Source organism: Mucilaginibacter sp. SG538B (genome assembly GCF_013376065.1).
GTDB classification, from domain to species: Bacteria; Bacteroidota; Bacteroidia; order Sphingobacteriales; family Sphingobacteriaceae; genus Mucilaginibacter; species Mucilaginibacter rubeus.
This window is the reverse complement of the sequence record NZ_JABMJI010000002.1, coordinates 1,430,498-1,446,528: the sequence shown is the minus strand read 5'-3', so window position 1 is coordinate 1,446,528 and position 16,031 is coordinate 1,430,498. Positions and strand designations below refer to the sequence as shown.

Genomic DNA, 16,031 nt, shown 5'->3' with positions numbered 1-16,031 from the left:
TTTGCCTTATATGTTACAACGGCACCATTAGTTTCTATCAAATAGTTTAACCTTAAAGTAATTGGTATGAACCTCTTTAAAAGTGCATTGCTTTGGTATTTATGTATCATGAGCAACCTGGCCTTTGCACAAATAATCAGCCGTCCCAGGCCGCAATCTACTCCTCAGGTTATTATGCGCCGTATGCCCACCCGTTATGCGTTTTCAACAGAACAGCAAAGAAGGCTTGATTCATTATTAAGAGCTTATAAAATAAAAGCAAACGACCTAAGACGGATGTCGCCTGTTGTATCTGAACGTAGTTTAATGATATTACAGACTGAAACCCGACAAAAAGCCAGTCAATTGCTCACTACCGATCAGAAACAAAATTTCCAGGCGTTATCGCAGGATACCCTGATGGTGGCTTTTGACAAAGCAGTTGCCCCTATTAAGTCTTTCCCTTTTCCTCCGCCGATAGGTTACACTTACGCGGTACTTGACGATGCGATTTTTAGCAGCTGCCAGTTATTAGGTGATGCAAGCAATATCATCTATAGGGCTATTACTTCATCAAATTGCAATTATGGTGACGTTGGGTACTACGCTATTCCTGATGGCTTTGTAGTAGTTACCAAAGTAGAAGAAATTAATGACGATGCTACTTCCGTTAGCGGCAGTGACCGTTTTTCTGAAGGGCGGTACCAAAGCATGAGCCTGTTAGATTTTTTTGCTCCCCGTAAAGGATATTTCAGGGTTTTCGCTTTTTTGGTAACGGATGTGCCATTTAATGCAACTAACACCCCTGTAACTGCAGGCAATGCACTGGAATGGATCCGTATGGCGGCCAATGTTTTACCTGATGCCATTAAAAAGAAACCTTTTAAGCCGGGATATAATTGCACCGTAATTGTTTATGAATTTAAATCGGAGGAGGCCAACACGCATTTGTCACCTTTGTTATCACCCCGGTTCAATGCTCAAACCCATCTCCAAAAATCACATATAGCCGAAAGCTTACAACCCTGATTATGGCCTCGATCATTAAATATAAAGCCCAGAAAAAGCTAACAACAGTTTGGTTTTGTTCATCCGCATTGCTTTTGATTTACGTAATTTTATGGCAGATGACCGGTAAAGAGACCATTACAGATATTGCATCATGGTTATTACAGCATCTTGTCCCCTACCTCACTCTCATTACAACAGGTTTTATAGTGGCTTATAGTCAGGAAAACAAATACGACAATGCGCAAATAGATATTTTCTTTTACAGGCTATCATTGTTGGTAAGCATTTTTTATATAGGTTTCCTGCTGGTGGTTTTGGTTATGATCCCTAAAGATCAATTTCAGCACGGTCAGCAATATGCCAAAGATTCCTTTGAACAAACCAGCAAGATATTGCCTTATTTTGAGGCGATACTGGGCGGTGTACTTGGGGTATTTTTTACCAAGAAAAGTGATTAGAGATAAAAGATAATAATAGAATAAGAATGGCGACAGCTTCAACTGCCACCATTCCTTTTTAATAATATAACGGTTACTTTGTATAAGGAAAGTTTCTGGATATCTTCCTCATTTGTTTCTCAATTACATCGTCGGTTGATGTCCACAAGCTTTCGTTCATCCTTTTGGTATATCTCCAAATCGTTTCTCCGTCAGAGCCATTGGCTATCTGCATAATAATACTACCATCTCCGGTCTTCCCTCCAAAACCGAACAATGCCGTTGTTACAATTGCGCCTGCTTCCGATTTTGTACTTTCTTGTGCATAAGAGCCATAAATAACCGCATCTACACCAAGTAGTTTTGCAACTTCATCCTTTGTATGTGAATCAAGGCTATCCGCAAGCTTGTACTTTTTTAAAAGCACATTGGTTTTTTCGACATCTTGAAAATCAACTGTATAATCACTACCCTTTCTAAGAAGGTACGTGTACATGCTCGACTGGATAGATTTTCCTAATTTCAATTCTTGTTCTTTATTAGCAGCATAATCAAAACCTTTGGGCGGTTTTTTATAAGTTATACTTACAATAAATGGCAAAATAGCTACCGTTTTATGAGTCTTGATAGCATCCTTCATTTTAGGACTTTCAAAAATTTGCTTCGATGATTGAGCAGAAGCATTCAACACGATTAAACAAATCGTGACAAAGAGTAAGGTTTTCTTCATGTGTTTAAATAATTAGGACTTAAAGATGATTAAATAATTGAGATATTTAATCTCTATTTCAATTATAATTTAATATTAATCAACTTTTCCACACGTCAATCCTTATTACAAACCATTGGTTATCAAAAACAATCGCCAATGATATTTATATCATTCATAATATCAAACGAAGATATCTTCTCTCACACACTCTCCATCACCTTCATCAATTCCTCAATAAATAAAATAGCTGCCCTTTTACGGTAAACACCTTTTTGCCATAATATGTATGATTGCCTTTTGATATCTTTTGATTCGATGGGGATGGCGATAACTTTATTCCAGCCTATGATAGCTTTTTCATTCAGGATAGTTGCCCAATGGCCGTTCTCAACCAAGGCTAATAATGAATGCACATCATTGAGCTCGATTTTTATATTGGGCACTATCTTTTTACGGTTAAACAGATCATTGATAAAATCGCGCGAACTGAAGCCTTTTCCCGGCAGGATGAGGTCAAGCTTAGCCAATTCTTCCAAACTTACTTTTTTGAGTTGGGCCAGCGGATTATTTTTAGATACCACCATGACCACGCTCGAGCTAAACAATTCCTGCATTTCCAGGTCTTCGTCGTCGCTTTCATTGTGGAAAGCGAGGATCATATCCAGTTCGGCCAGGCGTAGTTTCTTTTCTAATTCTTCCGGGCTGCCATAGGTGATAAAGATTTTGATACCGGGGTATTTGGTGCTAAACGGTGCCAGTGCGGGTAATAACAAAGAAGTAAATGCATATGAAACGCCAAGGTTCAACTCGCCAATGGTGGCGTTCTGCAATTCGCTGATGGCCTGCTTGCTCCGCTGCACATCGTTAAGGATTTTGCGGGCATGAGTTAAAAATATATGACCGGCCTCAGTGATCCGTACGTGCTTGCCAATCCTGTCGAACAGCAGCATGCCCAGTTCCTCTTCCAGTTGTTTGATTTGCTGTGATAACGTGCTTTGTGTTATAAACACAGCAGCTGCTGCCTCAGTGAAGTTCATGGTTTCGGCAGCTTTAACAAAGTATTGCAATTGACGCAATTCCATAATTAATCGTTTTTATCTATCAATCCTATTAAAACAATCTATTTTACAAATGTATTGATATGGGCGATATTTGCAACATAAAACAATTCAATAGTCTTGCATTAAGTACTCACCTGAATTTGCTTTTGTTATGAATTGAACAAATGAATGTGTTTCGCTCTTTAAAATACCGTAATTTCAAGCTGTTTTTTTACGGTCAGTCAATATCCCTCATTGGCACATGGATGCAAAAAACAGCAGTGAGCTGGTTGGTTTATCGCCTCACCGGTTCGGCCCTTTTATTAGGGATTGTGAGTTTTGTGAGCCTGATCCCGTCATTAATATTGGCACCCTATGCGGGCAGTATTGTTGACAGGCATAACCGTTACCGCATTTTAGTTATTACCCAGGTAGTATCCATGCTTCAAGCCGGTGCTTTTGCGTTCATGATCTTTTTCAAAATCTATAATATTCCCGCTATTATTGGCCTCAGCCTGTTGCAGGGCATTGTAAACGCCTTTGACGTTACCTGCCGTCAATCACTAATGGTTGATATGGTTGATGACAAGGCCGATTTGCCTAATGCCATCGCCTTAAACTCAACCATGACCAACCTGGCACGTATTGCAGGCCCGGCAATTGCAGGCATCGTACTAAGTGCTTTTGGTGAGGATGTTTGTTTCTTTGGCAACTTTTTGAGCTATATCCCTGTGCTCACCTGTTTATTTATGATGAAGCTAAACACCATAGTGCCTGTCCGTTCAGAAAAAAGTATCTGGACAGAATTACAGGAAGGTTTCAGATACGTATCCGGTGACAGCGACCTGAGCAGCATGATCCTGATGCTTACTGCAAGCAGCCTGTTTGTGATACCATTTAATACACTGATGCCAATCTTCGCCAAAGATCTTTTTAATGGCGATGCAAAAACCTTCAGCTGGTTTGAGAGCGCAGCTGGTTTAGGCTCAGTAATTAGTGCTGTATATCTGGCTAACCTGAAGAGTAATAAAAACCTGGTAAAGATCATGTCGATAGCAAGTCTTATTTTTGGTACAAGCGTGCTGATGGTGGCCTATGCAGGCAAACTCCCTTTTGCTTTAATATTTATGGTATTTACCGGGGTTGGTATGATGGCGCAAACATCGGCCATCAACACCTATATCCAAACCCATGCTATCCCGGCTATGCGGGCAAGGGCTATCAGCTATTATGTAATGGCTTACCAGGGCATGATCCCGGTGGGAAGTTTGATGGCCGGTTGGTTAGCCAATGAGCTTGGGCCACGCAGGGCTGTTTGTATTGAGGGAATTATCGGGGTATTAGCAACCGCACTCTTTGTATTATATAAAAGAAGACAAGCTGCCGGGGAAAGTGTTGAAGGAAAAGCAGTATTTGTTAAGTAAATTTATATCATCTACCTATATAAAATGTGAAAGCCCTTTCTGTTTGGAGAGGGCTTTGTTGTTATGAAGATGCCATGCGCTTCCGTATCATGATAAAGTTATAGAATCCGCAACTCAATTTTCTTTTCATCTCTTGCAAACGTAATCCAATCCAAAGATTCTTCAGACGGAACACATTCTTTCAGATCCAATCCCCGTGCATACCAGCTAAGCGCTTTCGGGCCGAAATTTATCGTCATTTCATACTCCCCTTGCCCGTCTGCACCAATCCAAGCCTTTGTTATAATTTTGCGGATGTCATTAACGCTTTTAGCCATTAATTGCTCATCAACAAATGGCATTGCCACCCCATCGCACCAAAAACGTCTTATTTCATTATCTTCAAAATTTCTGAATGTCTTTGATAAATGATATTCAAGGTAAATGCAAAAATCTTCGTTAAATGGGTGGTGAGGTTTCTCTTCGGGTATCATTGGGAAAGATATTATAGAAAAGCCCTCTCAAAATTGAAAGGGCTTTTGTTGTTATAAACGTGTCTTTGCATTACATCTTCAAACCAATTTCCCTCAAGCGCTCATCCAGGTATTCGCCTGCGGTAATATCAGAATACAGCTTAGGATGTTGCTCATCAATGCATGAATCAAGACTTGTCAAATCCATGTTCGATTTTGGGTGCAGGAAAAACGGCACGGAAAAACGGGAGAACTTCATCAGCTCACGCGGTGGGTTTACTACGCGGTGGGTTGTTGATTTTAACTTGTTATTGGTTAAACGCTGCAGCATGTCGCCAACGTTAACTACCAGGTCTTCACCATAAGCTTTAACCGGGAACCAGGTATTATCGCGGGTTAACAGTTCAAGACCGTCGGCGCTGGCTCCTATTAACAGGGTGATCAGGTTAATATCTTCGTGAGCTCCGGCGCGCACAGCATCATCTGGTACCGAGTCGGGGTCGGTTATCGGAAAATAATGCAGGGTGCGAAGTATGGAATTACCGTTATGAACTTTATCATCAAAATAGTTTTCGGGCAATTCGAGGTAAACGGCGATTGCGCGGAGCAAATGCTTACCTGCTGCTTCCAGTTTTTTGTACACTTCGATGGTGGTTGGGTTAAATTCGGGCAACTCATTAACGGTTACGTTATCCGGGTACTGTGCTTTCAGTACCTCGTCATCAGTTACGGTTTGGCCAATTTGCCAAAATTCTTTCAGGTCGGGGGTTTTAAAACCTTTTGCCGTTTCCTTGCCTTTACCGGTGTATCCGCGCTGGCCTGCTAAGCCCGGGATTTCATATTGCTGTTTTACTGCATCGGGCAGGGCAAACAGCGTTTTAACCTGGTCGTAAAGCCTATCTATCAATTCTTTACTGAGACCGTGATTAGTAATGGTAACAAATCCTGTTTCGTTAAAAGCCTTGCCGATATCGTTCGAAAATTGCTCGCGTTCATCGGCATTGCCGTTTATATAGGTATTCAGATCCAGGCGTGGAATAGTTATTGTGCTCATAGTTATAGTTTATAAAACAGGAAGCAAAATTATTTAATTTTTAAGCGCGGTACACAAGATAGCAATAAAATTTTATCCCCATAATTACACTGGCTCTGTTCGCATTAACTCGTTAAAACAATTTTTGCTTTAAACGTTTTATACTTCTGCTTGTCATACATTCAGCAACACCAATGTGACAGGCCATCTTAAACATACATTATTATGAAATTTATTAATAAAATATGCGGTATTAGCTTAATAGCATTTTTAATAATGCTTGCCGCACCAAACATGAGTAAAGCCCAGGAAGGAGGCTATGTATCCGACCAGGAGTTTTACGACGAACTTGACCCTTACGGTACCTGGGTTAACGACCCGCAATACGGTAACGTTTGGATCCCGGACGCCGGCGACAATTTCAGGCCATACGCTACCCGGGGCCACTGGGTAGTAACCGACTATGGCAATACCTGGGTATCCGATTATGAATGGGGCTGGGCCCCGTTCCACTATGGGCGCTGGCGCTATGATGATTATTATGGCTGGGAATGGATCCCGGGCCATGAATGGGCACCGGCATGGGTTAGCTGGAGGCACGGCGGCGGTTATTACGGCTGGGCGCCTTTACAGCCAGGTATAAGCATCAATATCTCTTTTGGCAATAGTTATAATGTGCCCGACAACTACTGGGTTTGCGCACCACAGGCATACATCACCAGGCCAAATATCTATAATTATTATGTGCCGCAAACACGGGTAGTTAACATTATTCATCAAACAACAATTATTAACAACACCTATGTTAATAATAACCGTACCTATATAGCCGGCCCAAGAATTAACGAGATCAGGCAGGTTACCAACAACCGTAACGTACGTGTTTACAACATTAACAACTCTAACCGGCCAAACGGCGGCGGCAGGGTAGTTAATAATACAGTAAATATTTACCGTCCGGAAGTAAGAAAAGCACCCGATGCACGACCTGCAAGGGTAGTAAACGCTGCCGCTTACAGGCAGCAAAACCCTAATGATGGCATCGCCAACAGACGCGGCGGTAACGCAACTATCAACCCCAATAATGCGGCCCGTCTGCGTCAAATTGCCCGTAACGAAAGACCTGATAACAAAATAGTACAGGTTAACCATCCAGGCCCGGCAGCCCGGCCTAACCCGAAAAATGGAGCACGCCCAAATCAGCCAAATGCAAGGCCGGGAGACAATCAAGCTCAGCAACGCCTGCAACAGCAACAAGCACAAAGGCAACAACAGCTTGATCAAAGACAAAATAATCAAACCCAACGCCAGCAGCAACAACAAGCCCAGCGTCAGCAACAATTACAGCAAAGGCAGCAAGATCAACGGGTAAAAAGCGAGCAGCAGAACCGTCCGCAGTCCCAACAGCAGGAACAGCAAGCCCAAAGGCAACAACAAGTACAACAGAGACAGCAGCAACAGCAGGCCCAAAGAGAGCAGCAGTTACAACAGCGCCAGCAACAACAGCAGGCCAGAGGTGAACAACAGCGCCCACAAAGCCAACCTGACCAGCAGGCACAAAGGCAGCAACAGGAACAACAACGTCAGCAAGCTCAAAGAGAGCAGCAGTTGCAGCAGCGCCAGCAACAACAGCAAGCTCAACGTCAACAACAGGAGCAACAGCGCCAGCAACAACAGCAGGCTCAACGTCAACAACAGGAACAACAGCGCCAGCAACAAATGCAGGCCCAACGTCAACAACAGGAACAACAGCGCCAGCAACAAATGCAGGCCCAACGTCAGCAGCAGGAACAACAGCGCCAGCAACAAATGCAGGCTCAACGTCAGCAACAGGAACAGCAACGCCAGCAACAAATGCAGGCTCAACGTCAGCAGCAGGAGCAGCAACGCCAGCAACAACAACAGCGTCAGCAACAGCAGCAACAACAACGCCAGCAGCAGGAAAGGCGACCTGCAAACCGGTAGAATAAATTTATAACCGCTACAATAAACAGCACGTATAAAGCATTATATACGTGCTGTTTTTATTTATAATCGCTATTATTAACAATGAAGAAATTCCTGCATATTAATTATTTTATCATCGCACTTGTTATCGTACTCAGTTCCACCGTCAGGGCACAGGAAAACGTAAGCAAGCCATCAACCCAAATCAACTTTATTGAAAACTCCTGGACCGAAGCTCTAAAACAGGCTGCCCGTCAAAACAAATATATTTTTGTTGATGCTTATGCCACTTGGTGTGGTCCCTGCAAAATGCTCAAGGCTACCACATTTAAAAACAACAAAGTAGCCGATTTTTACAACGATAATTTTGTAAATGTAGCTATCGACATGGAAAAAGGACAAGGCCCTGCCCTGGCTGCCGAATGGGGACTGCAGGCCTACCCTACCATGATTATATTTACCAGCAAAGGCAAACCCGTATCAGGAACCGTAGGCTATATCAGGGCAAATGACCTCATTAAATTTGGCAGGCAGGCATTGAATAAATAGTTCAATTGAACCTATAAAAAAAGACCGGCGCTATAAGCAACCGGTCTTTTTTTTAACTCAATTAACAACTTTATTTAGGTGTAGATAAAAGTACCTACTAATAAAGCCAACACCTGGTCCATAGATAATGGCTCATCAAAAGCTGCGGTAGCCACCTCAACAGAAGTTGAAGAGCTTGATAAACCAGGTAATGTGGTAACGTTAACACCACCCTGGGTAACGTTTTGTTCGCCATCGTAATTTCCGTTAACCTGCGTCACACCGGTATCATTACCCAAAGTAGCGGTACTGGTAATCCACGGGGAAACGCCCAGCAACTGTCGGATAGCCGATGCGTGGCGGGCTTCAACCGCATGGATTGATAAAGCCGCGGTCAAAATATCTTTATTGCCCAGTAAGTTAGGTGCCTGGCCTTTATAAGCACGTACACCCGTATCTTCAAAAGCCAGCGCCACCTTCAAAAACAAGTTGTAATTTCCGAACAAACCTTTAAAGGGCCCGTTACCTGTGCCGCCGCCTGCTGTAAAATCAAACTTGGGCGAAGTAACCGGCGTACCGCCCGAAGCTGTAATGGCTGATTTCAGGAAGGCCACATGTTGGTTTTCGTCGTCTTTTACTGTGTTGATATAAGAGGCGCCTGCAGCAGGAATCAACCCCGCTGAGGCAGCACCTGTATTATAAAATGACGACTCAAGATATTCAAGTGTTAAAGCATAATTTAAAACCTCAATCACTGTTGGAGCAGCAGCAGCCCCGTACGCCTTTTTGAGCATGGTACCCATGGCAAACGGCACAGCAGCCATAGCCACTTTTGAACCGAAGCTGGTTATATTTTTGATAGCTGCACGACGCGGATTAAGCCTGTCGTTCAGTTCGGGATCAAATTTTTCTATCTCGTCTATTATATTAAATAAATTCATGGCGATGTGGAATTAAGCTGTGTAACTATAATTGGATGCACTCACTTTAGTTTTGAGGTAGGTGTTTGCGATAGGCAATACCTCGGCAATGGTAGCTGATTTGTTCAAACCGTTGCTGTCTACCTGGTCATCGGCAGCAAATGACCCTGCCATCAGCATATTACTGATCAATGCTGCGTGCCTGGCCTCAACCGATACAATTTTACCGGCAATGGTTAAATAACCGGCATCCTTAATCAGGTAACCTGCACCATCATAAGCTTTAACACCGGTATCTTCAAATGCTTTAGCAGCACCAAGTACGGCTGCTTTTTTTGTAAAATCGATAGTGCTGAAATCGGTGGTAAGAGCAGGGATTGCATTACCTCCTAAAGCAGCTTTGAAAAATTCACGGTGGAGTATCTCATGATCACGAATACTTGTTAAAAGCGCTCTTTCATCGGAGGTCATCCCCGAATATGGGGTGGTAATTACCTGGATATAAAACGCAGCTTCCAGTTGCTCAAGCGCGTAAGCGTAGTTAAGGATCGCAAGATCGCCTTTGGCACCGATATCAATGCCCCCGCCAACAATTACCTTATGGTCTTTGTGACAAGCTGCTGTAGCTAAGAGTCCGGCTGATGCCACGCCTAACCCTGCATAGCGTAAAAATGACCTCCTGGCCATATTTGCTCCGCCTATGCTTTCCTGTTCAGATGTTTTCATAGAATTCGATTTTTAATGCTATAATTAGTTATCTTGTAGATGGATATACGCCCGTTATAATCCAACAGATTTCAATTTACGATAATTAATCTACTCTTAATTGGAGTGTTTAACTGCAGGTAAAACCCATGGCCCTATTTACAGCTAAAAAAACTTCAGAAAAAATTGGGAATAATAAAAAAGGCCGAAACACTCTCGCAGCTTTTCGGCCCTACATCTACCTATGAAAACAACCCTTTGAGAAGGGTGTTAATACTTATCCAAACCGGGTGCCAAATCATAAAACCGCTTTAAACTTCTATAAATAAGCTTTTTGAAGCTAACAGTTGTCACCGTGTGGAAAGCAATCCCAAAATCGGGGATTATAAGCTACTGTCATTAAATATTCTTAATTAAAAAGCAATCAGATCAGAGAGAGATTGAAATTTCCGCTAAATAAAAAAGGCCGGACAACTCTCGCAGTTATTCCGGCCCTACATCTACCTATGAAAAACAACCCTTTGAGAAGGGTATTAAACTATATTCAAACCTGATGCCAATGTTTAAAAATGGCTTTAAATGCCTAATTGGCAGCTTTTTAAAACACAACCCCACCTCAATGTGTAGAAATGACACCCAAAACCGGGAATTAATTTCCCAATGGTTAATTTCGGCAGGCTACATTTTAATTATCAGGCAACATAACGCCGTAATAAAAAAAGGCCGGACAACTCTCGCAGTTGGTCCGGCCCTACATCTACCTATGAAAAACAACCCTTTTTAGTAAGGGTATTAACTGTAATTCAAACCAGGGGCCAAATGCCAAAATGCCTTTCCAGTACTCAGAACGCATTTTCAAAGGCGTAGTGAATATAAAGTGAGTAAATACTTTCCTGGAAATAGTGGTATAATTTTCCCAGAGGTTAAAACTCGATCGGCTAAACTACCTCACCCATCATCACCCAAACTGGATGACCTATCCGGTTACATAAACCTGCTTAAAGAGGAAACCGGCACCAAACATTGGATAATAAAAAAGGTCGAAATACTCTCGCAGTATTTCGACCCTACATCTACCTATGAAAAACAACCCTTTGAGAAGGGTAATAACATTTATTCAAACGAAATGCCAATTGTTAAACATGCATCTATATACCTTAAAAACAGCTTTTTAATATTACTTAAATATTAAACTGTAGATTTTTTCCCCAAACGAGGGTGCAATTTCCACACCCGGGGAAACAGATTAAAAAATCAAACAATTCTGAGTATTAAATGCTTAATAAAGAAACCATCCCATATAAACTTTGTTAAACCGATTATGGACTATAATGTATATTTACTGGCAACCGATCCCCAAAACCCCTGTAGGGATGTGATCCACTCCAGGGATACACGCCTCAAGGTAAAAGTTTACTGCCTTGATGAAGAACAATTTAGTCCGGATGACAACGAGATTCAGCTTTACGGCTACGCCGACCAGAAGCTTTACGCCTTTGAAACGGTTAGTGTAGCTGCCGAAGACGCGCTGGATTTGGTAGGCGCCATACAATGGTATGCCCATTATATCGAATTTCCGGAAATGGAAATCCTCCCGGAAGACCCCCGTCCGCGTGCCCAGTACAGGGATGTGAAGTAAATTACTAAAATACATCTCATTAAAAATCAATATATTACAAAAAATGCAAAATATTTTTTGAAGAATAAACATCAAGCCCTATATTTGCAGTCCCAAAAGCAAGGGAGCTTAGCTCAGCTGGTTCAGAGCATCTGCCTTACAAGCAGAGGGTCACTGGTTCGAACCCAGTAGCTCCCACCAAAAGCCTGACAGTAATGTTGGGCTTTTTTATACTTGCGCTCTTCGCTAAATACTTCACGAAAGTATTTGCATTATATGGCAAAGTGATTTAACTTCGCCGCTCGGTTTTACCAAAACAATGGTAAAATTAAAAACAAAGGGAGCTTAGCTCAGCTGGTTCAGAGCATCTGCCTTACAAGCAGAGGGTCACTGGTTCGAACCCAGTAGTTCCCACTAATAAAAAAACCTTTCAGAAATCTGAAAGGTTTTTTTTATGTTCTGCTGATGTTGATCAATAGTTTTGTATTTTATCTCCCCGCAACTCGCTCCTATTGCTGAATAAATGATAACAATTTCGTTTCGGTGACATTATCATCAAATAAAAAAACGGGCATAGTTGTCAGGTAATATATCTTTTGCCCAAATTCAGTTGGATGATGGATATAATCAGCTAAGATATCAGTGTACAGTTTTGTTTGAGGAAGACCTCCAAAAGCCTTATAAATATCTGCAAAAAAACACCCATTTCTTTTGGCTATTTCGTTAAGTTGTAAATTAAAATAAACGGATCGCGGATAGCTTTCATTATTCCATTTAGGGTTTTGCTGTAAAAAACCAACAATAACACAATCAATACCGCTGGCTTTTATGGATTTAACATCAACTTCAATATTATCTAAGTACTCATCCATGTTTTTGCTCCGATCGTGCTCGTTCATTCCAAATTCAATAAAAACCAAATCTGGCTTGTCGGCTTTTATTTTAGTGACGTTGGCAGTTAAAAGTTCACTTGTGGCCCCGCCAACTGCTAAATTTGTGACTGTTACTAAGTTTCCATATAGCTTATTAAGTGCCCTGCCCACAAAATTTGGGTATATTTCGGTTGCCACCTGACCATACCATGTAACTGCGGTATTTGCCCCTGCTGTTATCGATGTACCTATTGAATAAATAGATAAGTCTTTTTTTGACAATATTTTACTTTTCAAGGTATCAGATAAATACAAACTTTGGGAGTGTATTGTGGAATCAGTCTCGATTGTATAGTCAATCATAACTTGCCAAAAAAAAGGGAAGGGTGGATTTTGGGGAGTATAAGAAAACATACCGTTAGGGTCAAAAATTACATTATAGGTAGAGAAATCGGGTATGGCTGAATTAACAGTCCTTTGTATGCCTCCATCCTTAGTCAGTAAATAGTCACTACCTGATTTATAAGTTTTAACAGAGCCCCCGGCACCAATTTTATATATCGATGTTATTTTTGCATCTTTTTTAAGCGGGTAAGAGGTTAGTTGCGATGATAAGGTTATGGTTTCTCCTTTTACAAAAAACATAGGCTTTTCCGGAATCACACTTGCGGTATTTTTACTGCAGCCTTGTAATATTAAAAAAATGAAACTTAGTACATAGACTGTGCTAAACAAGCCCTGGGCTTTCATTGTGATGGTTTGGGTTTAAGATAAAAAGTGCCGTTAATTTGGGCGCAAATATATAAATATTTCTCAGGCCCGGCTGGCGCTTATCCAGCGTATGTGAATACGAGGAAATAATAAAAAGTATTACTCGACCTTATTTTTAAGCTTGAACAGAAAAGCCAGATTTCAGACTAACAATCCAAACAGCTATCAAAAGCCATTTCAATTATTGATCGTATAGTTGTAGTTAATTATCCTTTGAAGAATAAAGAAAAGCTTTAACAGCATTGGCCGTGGTTTGAAAAAATGCCGGCCCGGCAAGTAATGTTATTTGAGTTAAAGGCTTAGCCGAACTCAGCAAGTGATCTTTCAAAAAAGCCTCGGTTTCATAGGCGCTTATAGCGCCTTTAATAATGTTGACAGCAACAACGCCTGTAGGCGAATCAATACCGGCATCCTTTAAATCGCTGGCATGCGAGTAACTGCTTACCCCCAGCCTTAAAGCTTCGCGCATTTCAACACGGCCAACGCTGATCATTAGTTCAGGATTAAAGGACTTTCGGTCGCCAAGCCCTATGATCAGCAACTTTCCGGCAGGCAAGCTGCCAACTGATGGTGTAATAAGCATTGTTTCCAGGGTCCGGCCTTCAAACCTGCCGCTTTTACGCAATTCGGTGAGCATCCCTTTTAAGGCCTCATCTACATGTACAAGGCCGTTAAGATTGCGTGGCAATGCGGGCGGTGAATTAAAAATATCGCCCTCTGTGTATTCAAAAACACAAATTACCTGAAGTGGTGTTTGCTGATTGGAGGGTGATTGAACTGCAGTTGATATTGTTATACCGTCTATTTGGCCAATTGTTGCCGATGTACCGGGAGTGGGTAAAGTTGACACTTGTGTTTGTGCCCAACCCTTTGTAAAACTTACTAAGCTGATAATTGCCATTGCAAACATCAGCTTTAACGAGCCCGTATGCGATTTTATAGCTGCTTTCTTAATTATTGTAATATTGTGTTCCATGGATGACGATGTTTAAATTGATATTATTTATCTCTCTCATTAATACATCAAAAGTGGAGGAAATTGAAAAACAAAAAGATGACGTAGATCAAGAAATAAAAAATCATCTTAAAAGCTGAATAAATCTAAACGCGATTCCACCATATCATATATGAGGCACAACCAAAATGTTAAGCATTTTTTGTTCTTTTGCTTTAGCCTATGCAAACGTTACAACAGTTACAAAACGGAGAATTAAAAGGAGCAGTATCGCTTAAACTATCAGAAAATCTTTCCCACTTTCCTATTGAAATTTTTGACCTGGCAGACACGCTGGAATATCTTGATCTTTCATTCAATAAACTGGACGCATTACCGTCAGATTTTGGTCGCCTCCAAAAGCTGAAAACCTTTTTCTGTTCAGAAAACTGCTTTACGGTTTTGCCCGGAGTACTTGCCGATTGCCCCTTTTTGGATATCGCAGGGTTTAAATCAAACCGGATAGAAAAGGTACCGCCGGCATCGCTTAATTCAAATCTCCGCTGGCTCATCCTCACCAACAACAGAATTACTGAGTTACCCACTCATATAGGCAACTGCAGCAGGATGCAGAAACTAATGCTTGCGGGTAACAGACTAACAAAACTGCCGGCTACACTTGCTGGCTGTCGTAACTTGGAGCTGCTCCGGATTTCCGCCAATCAGCTAAGTGAATTTCCCGAATGGCTCTTATCTATGCCCAAACTATCATGGCTGGCGTTTTCGGGCAATCCTTTCAGCTATAAACCAACAGTACATTCACTTACAGCGATTGATAGCGGCGAATTGGAAATCAACCAATTGCTTGGCGAAGGCGCATCCGGTGTTATCTCCAAAGCTACCTGGCGGCATGCCGGTGAAACCACTGAGGTTGCGGTTAAAATATTCAAAGGAGCAATTACCAGCGATGGCCTGCCCGAAGATGAGATGAACGCCTGTATTACCGCAGGCAACCATCAGGGATTGGTAGAATTAATAGGCCAAATCGCCAATCATCCCGAAAATAAAAAAGGGCTGGTGATGAAGCTCATACCAGGGAGTTTTTACAATCTCGGCCTGCCTCCCAGCCTTGTTAGCTGCACGCGTGATGTTTTTAAGCCTGATCTGACTCTGACACCCGAACATGTATTAAAAATTGCAGGTACCATTGCATCCGTGGCGGAGCACCTGCACTGCAAGGGGATTATGCACAGCGACCTGTATGCACACAATATTTTGATTGATGATGAAGCCAACACACTGTTCAGCGATTTTGGGGCCGCATGTTTTTATGATACAGCCAATACAACAGTAGCCGACAAACTTGAACGGCTTGAAGTAAGGGCTTTTGGCTATTTATTAGACGACCTGGCAAGGCTATGCAATGATACAGAACATCCTGATCTTAAAAAGTTATTAGTTTTGAAAGAAAGCTGCCTTAGCGAACAATTAATGAACAGACCCACATTTCAATATTTAAACGCAAAATTTTCCGGATTAAAATAGCCAGCCAAACATGCCCCTATTCATCCGAAACGCTACAGCGAATTTCATTTCCCTGACGACCTGTTTTATTTTGGAAAAACGAGTTACCTGCCCGCAATATTTC

The 16,031-nt window shown here is 41.8% G+C and carries 16 protein-coding genes and 2 tRNA genes; 10 read left to right on the top strand and 8 right to left on the bottom strand.

From position 1 onward, the window contains the following. The first annotated feature begins 66 nt into the window (after positions 1-66). The gene (locus FHW88_RS15830) at positions 67-1,008 is read left to right on the top strand and encodes a hypothetical protein (RefSeq protein WP_176626671.1); all 942 of its coding nucleotides are present in this window, start codon (positions 67-69) and stop codon (positions 1,006-1,008) included. Between the two features lie 2 nt (positions 1,009-1,010). Next, complete coding sequence (locus FHW88_RS15825) at positions 1,011-1,448, top strand: hypothetical protein (protein ID WP_090534471.1); 438 nt, start codon at positions 1,011-1,013, stop codon at positions 1,446-1,448. Positions 1,449-1,521: 73 nt separating this feature from the next. On the opposite strand, the gene FHW88_RS15820 is transcribed toward FHW88_RS15825, so the two are convergent. Both FHW88_RS15820 and FHW88_RS15815 read right to left on the bottom strand, forming a co-directional pair. After that, on the bottom strand, positions 1,522-2,157 hold the full coding sequence (locus FHW88_RS15820; protein ID WP_176626669.1) for a hypothetical protein: 636 nt from the start codon (positions 2,155-2,157) through the stop codon (positions 1,522-1,524). A 182-nt stretch (positions 2,158-2,339) separates the two neighbouring features. After that, positions 2,340-3,221: a LysR substrate-binding domain-containing protein gene (locus FHW88_RS15815; RefSeq protein WP_176626668.1), complete on the bottom strand. Its 882-nt coding sequence runs from the start codon at positions 3,219-3,221 to the stop codon at positions 2,340-2,342. A 143-nt stretch (positions 3,222-3,364) separates the two neighbouring features. Here FHW88_RS15815 and FHW88_RS15810 point away from each other — a divergent pair, with 143 nt between their 5' ends. Beyond that, positions 3,365-4,603, top strand: coding sequence for an MFS transporter (locus FHW88_RS15810; protein WP_175490116.1), 1,239 nt, complete (start codon positions 3,365-3,367; stop codon positions 4,601-4,603). Positions 4,604-4,701: 98 nt separating this feature from the next. Here the strand turns inward: FHW88_RS15810 and FHW88_RS15805 are convergent, their stop codons facing one another. Then, positions 4,702-5,076, bottom strand: coding sequence for a hypothetical protein (locus tag FHW88_RS15805; RefSeq protein ID WP_090534467.1), 375 nt, complete (start codon positions 5,074-5,076; stop codon positions 4,702-4,704). A gap of 70 nt (positions 5,077-5,146) precedes the next feature. After that, on the bottom strand, positions 5,147-6,109 hold the full coding sequence (locus tag FHW88_RS15800; protein ID WP_090534465.1) for an isopenicillin N synthase family dioxygenase: 963 nt from the start codon (positions 6,107-6,109) through the stop codon (positions 5,147-5,149). Between the two features lie 204 nt (positions 6,110-6,313). Between FHW88_RS15800 and FHW88_RS15795 the strand changes: the two genes are divergently transcribed. Together FHW88_RS15795 and FHW88_RS15790 are read left to right on the top strand one after the other, a co-directional pair. Next, positions 6,314-8,053 (top strand): DUF6600 domain-containing protein, encoded by a 1,740-nt coding sequence (locus FHW88_RS15795; protein ID WP_176626666.1) that lies wholly within the window; start codon positions 6,314-6,316, stop codon positions 8,051-8,053. An 84-nt stretch (positions 8,054-8,137) separates the two neighbouring features. Further along, positions 8,138-8,584, top strand: a complete 447-nt coding sequence (locus FHW88_RS15790; RefSeq protein ID WP_176626664.1) for a thioredoxin family protein — start codon at positions 8,138-8,140, stop codon at positions 8,582-8,584. A 74-nt stretch (positions 8,585-8,658) separates the two neighbouring features. Here the strand turns inward: FHW88_RS15790 and FHW88_RS15785 are convergent, their stop codons facing one another. Together FHW88_RS15785 and FHW88_RS15780 are read right to left on the bottom strand one after the other, a co-directional pair. Next, positions 8,659-9,504: a ferritin-like domain-containing protein gene (locus FHW88_RS15785; RefSeq protein WP_090535042.1), complete on the bottom strand. Its 846-nt coding sequence runs from the start codon at positions 9,502-9,504 to the stop codon at positions 8,659-8,661. A gap of 12 nt (positions 9,505-9,516) precedes the next feature. Then, positions 9,517-10,209, bottom strand: coding sequence for a ferritin-like domain-containing protein (locus FHW88_RS15780; protein WP_176626662.1), 693 nt, complete (start codon positions 10,207-10,209; stop codon positions 9,517-9,519). 856 nt (positions 10,210-11,065) lie between these two features. On the opposite strand from FHW88_RS15780, the gene FHW88_RS15775 reads away from it, so the two are divergent. The 4 genes from FHW88_RS15775 to FHW88_RS15760 all read left to right on the top strand — a co-directional run bounded on the left by FHW88_RS15775 (position 11,066) and on the right by FHW88_RS15760 (position 12,220). Further along, positions 11,066-11,380 (top strand): hypothetical protein, encoded by a 315-nt coding sequence (locus FHW88_RS15775; RefSeq protein WP_090535037.1) that lies wholly within the window; start codon positions 11,066-11,068, stop codon positions 11,378-11,380. A gap of 129 nt (positions 11,381-11,509) precedes the next feature. Beyond that, on the top strand, positions 11,510-11,827 hold the full coding sequence (locus FHW88_RS15770) for a hypothetical protein (protein WP_090535036.1): 318 nt from the start codon (positions 11,510-11,512) through the stop codon (positions 11,825-11,827). Positions 11,828-11,929: 102 nt separating this feature from the next. Next, positions 11,930-12,007: transfer RNA gene (locus tag FHW88_RS15765), tRNA-Val, on the top strand. 138 nt (positions 12,008-12,145) lie between these two features. Continuing rightward, positions 12,146-12,220: transfer RNA gene (locus FHW88_RS15760), tRNA-Val, on the top strand. Positions 12,221-12,315: 95 nt separating this feature from the next. Here the strand turns inward: FHW88_RS15760 and FHW88_RS15755 are convergent. Then, positions 12,316-13,428 carry an SGNH/GDSL hydrolase family protein gene (locus tag FHW88_RS15755; RefSeq protein ID WP_176626660.1) on the bottom strand — a complete coding sequence of 371 codons (1,113 nt, stop codon included), beginning with the start codon at positions 13,426-13,428 and terminating at the stop codon, positions 12,316-12,318. 223 nt (positions 13,429-13,651) lie between these two features. Beyond that, positions 13,652-14,425 (bottom strand): M17 family peptidase N-terminal domain-containing protein, encoded by a 774-nt coding sequence (locus FHW88_RS15750; RefSeq protein WP_255485339.1) that lies wholly within the window; start codon positions 14,423-14,425, stop codon positions 13,652-13,654. 201 nt (positions 14,426-14,626) lie between these two features. On the opposite strand from FHW88_RS15750, the gene FHW88_RS15745 reads away from it, so the two are divergent. Continuing rightward, positions 14,627-15,928 carry a leucine-rich repeat-containing protein kinase family protein gene (locus FHW88_RS15745; RefSeq protein ID WP_176626658.1) on the top strand — a complete coding sequence of 434 codons (1,302 nt, stop codon included), beginning with the start codon at positions 14,627-14,629 and terminating at the stop codon, positions 15,926-15,928. The last annotated feature ends 103 nt before the right edge of the window (positions 15,929-16,031 follow it).

Coding starts and splice junctions, on each gene's coding strand:
- FHW88_RS15815 (WP_176626668.1), bottom strand. CDS start 3,221: ATGGAATTGCGTCAATTGCAATACTTTGTTAAAGCTGCCGAAACCATG.
- FHW88_RS15805 (WP_090534467.1), bottom strand. CDS start 5,076: ATGATACCCGAAGAGAAACCTCACCACCCATTTAACGAAGATTTTTGC.
- FHW88_RS15790 (WP_176626664.1), top strand. CDS start 8,138: ATGAAGAAATTCCTGCATATTAATTATTTTATCATCGCACTTGTTATC.
- FHW88_RS15785 (WP_090535042.1), bottom strand. CDS start 9,504: ATGAATTTATTTAATATAATAGACGAGATAGAAAAATTTGATCCCGAA.
- FHW88_RS15810 (WP_175490116.1), top strand. CDS start 3,365: ATGAATGTGTTTCGCTCTTTAAAATACCGTAATTTCAAGCTGTTTTTT.
- FHW88_RS15825 (WP_090534471.1), top strand. CDS start 1,011: ATGGCCTCGATCATTAAATATAAAGCCCAGAAAAAGCTAACAACAGTT.
- FHW88_RS15780 (WP_176626662.1), bottom strand. CDS start 10,209: ATGAAAACATCTGAACAGGAAAGCATAGGCGGAGCAAATATGGCCAGG.
- FHW88_RS15770 (WP_090535036.1), top strand. CDS start 11,510: ATGGACTATAATGTATATTTACTGGCAACCGATCCCCAAAACCCCTGT.
- FHW88_RS15795 (WP_176626666.1), top strand. CDS start 6,314: ATGAAATTTATTAATAAAATATGCGGTATTAGCTTAATAGCATTTTTA.
- FHW88_RS15830 (WP_176626671.1), top strand. CDS start 67: ATGAACCTCTTTAAAAGTGCATTGCTTTGGTATTTATGTATCATGAGC.
- FHW88_RS15820 (WP_176626669.1), bottom strand. CDS start 2,157: ATGAAGAAAACCTTACTCTTTGTCACGATTTGTTTAATCGTGTTGAAT.
- FHW88_RS15745 (WP_176626658.1), top strand. CDS start 14,627: ATGCAAACGTTACAACAGTTACAAAACGGAGAATTAAAAGGAGCAGTA.
- FHW88_RS15755 (WP_176626660.1), bottom strand. CDS start 13,428: ATGAAAGCCCAGGGCTTGTTTAGCACAGTCTATGTACTAAGTTTCATT.
- FHW88_RS15800 (WP_090534465.1), bottom strand. CDS start 6,109: ATGAGCACAATAACTATTCCACGCCTGGATCTGAATACCTATATAAAC.
- FHW88_RS15750 (WP_255485339.1), bottom strand. CDS start 14,425: ATGGAACACAATATTACAATAATTAAGAAAGCAGCTATAAAATCGCAT.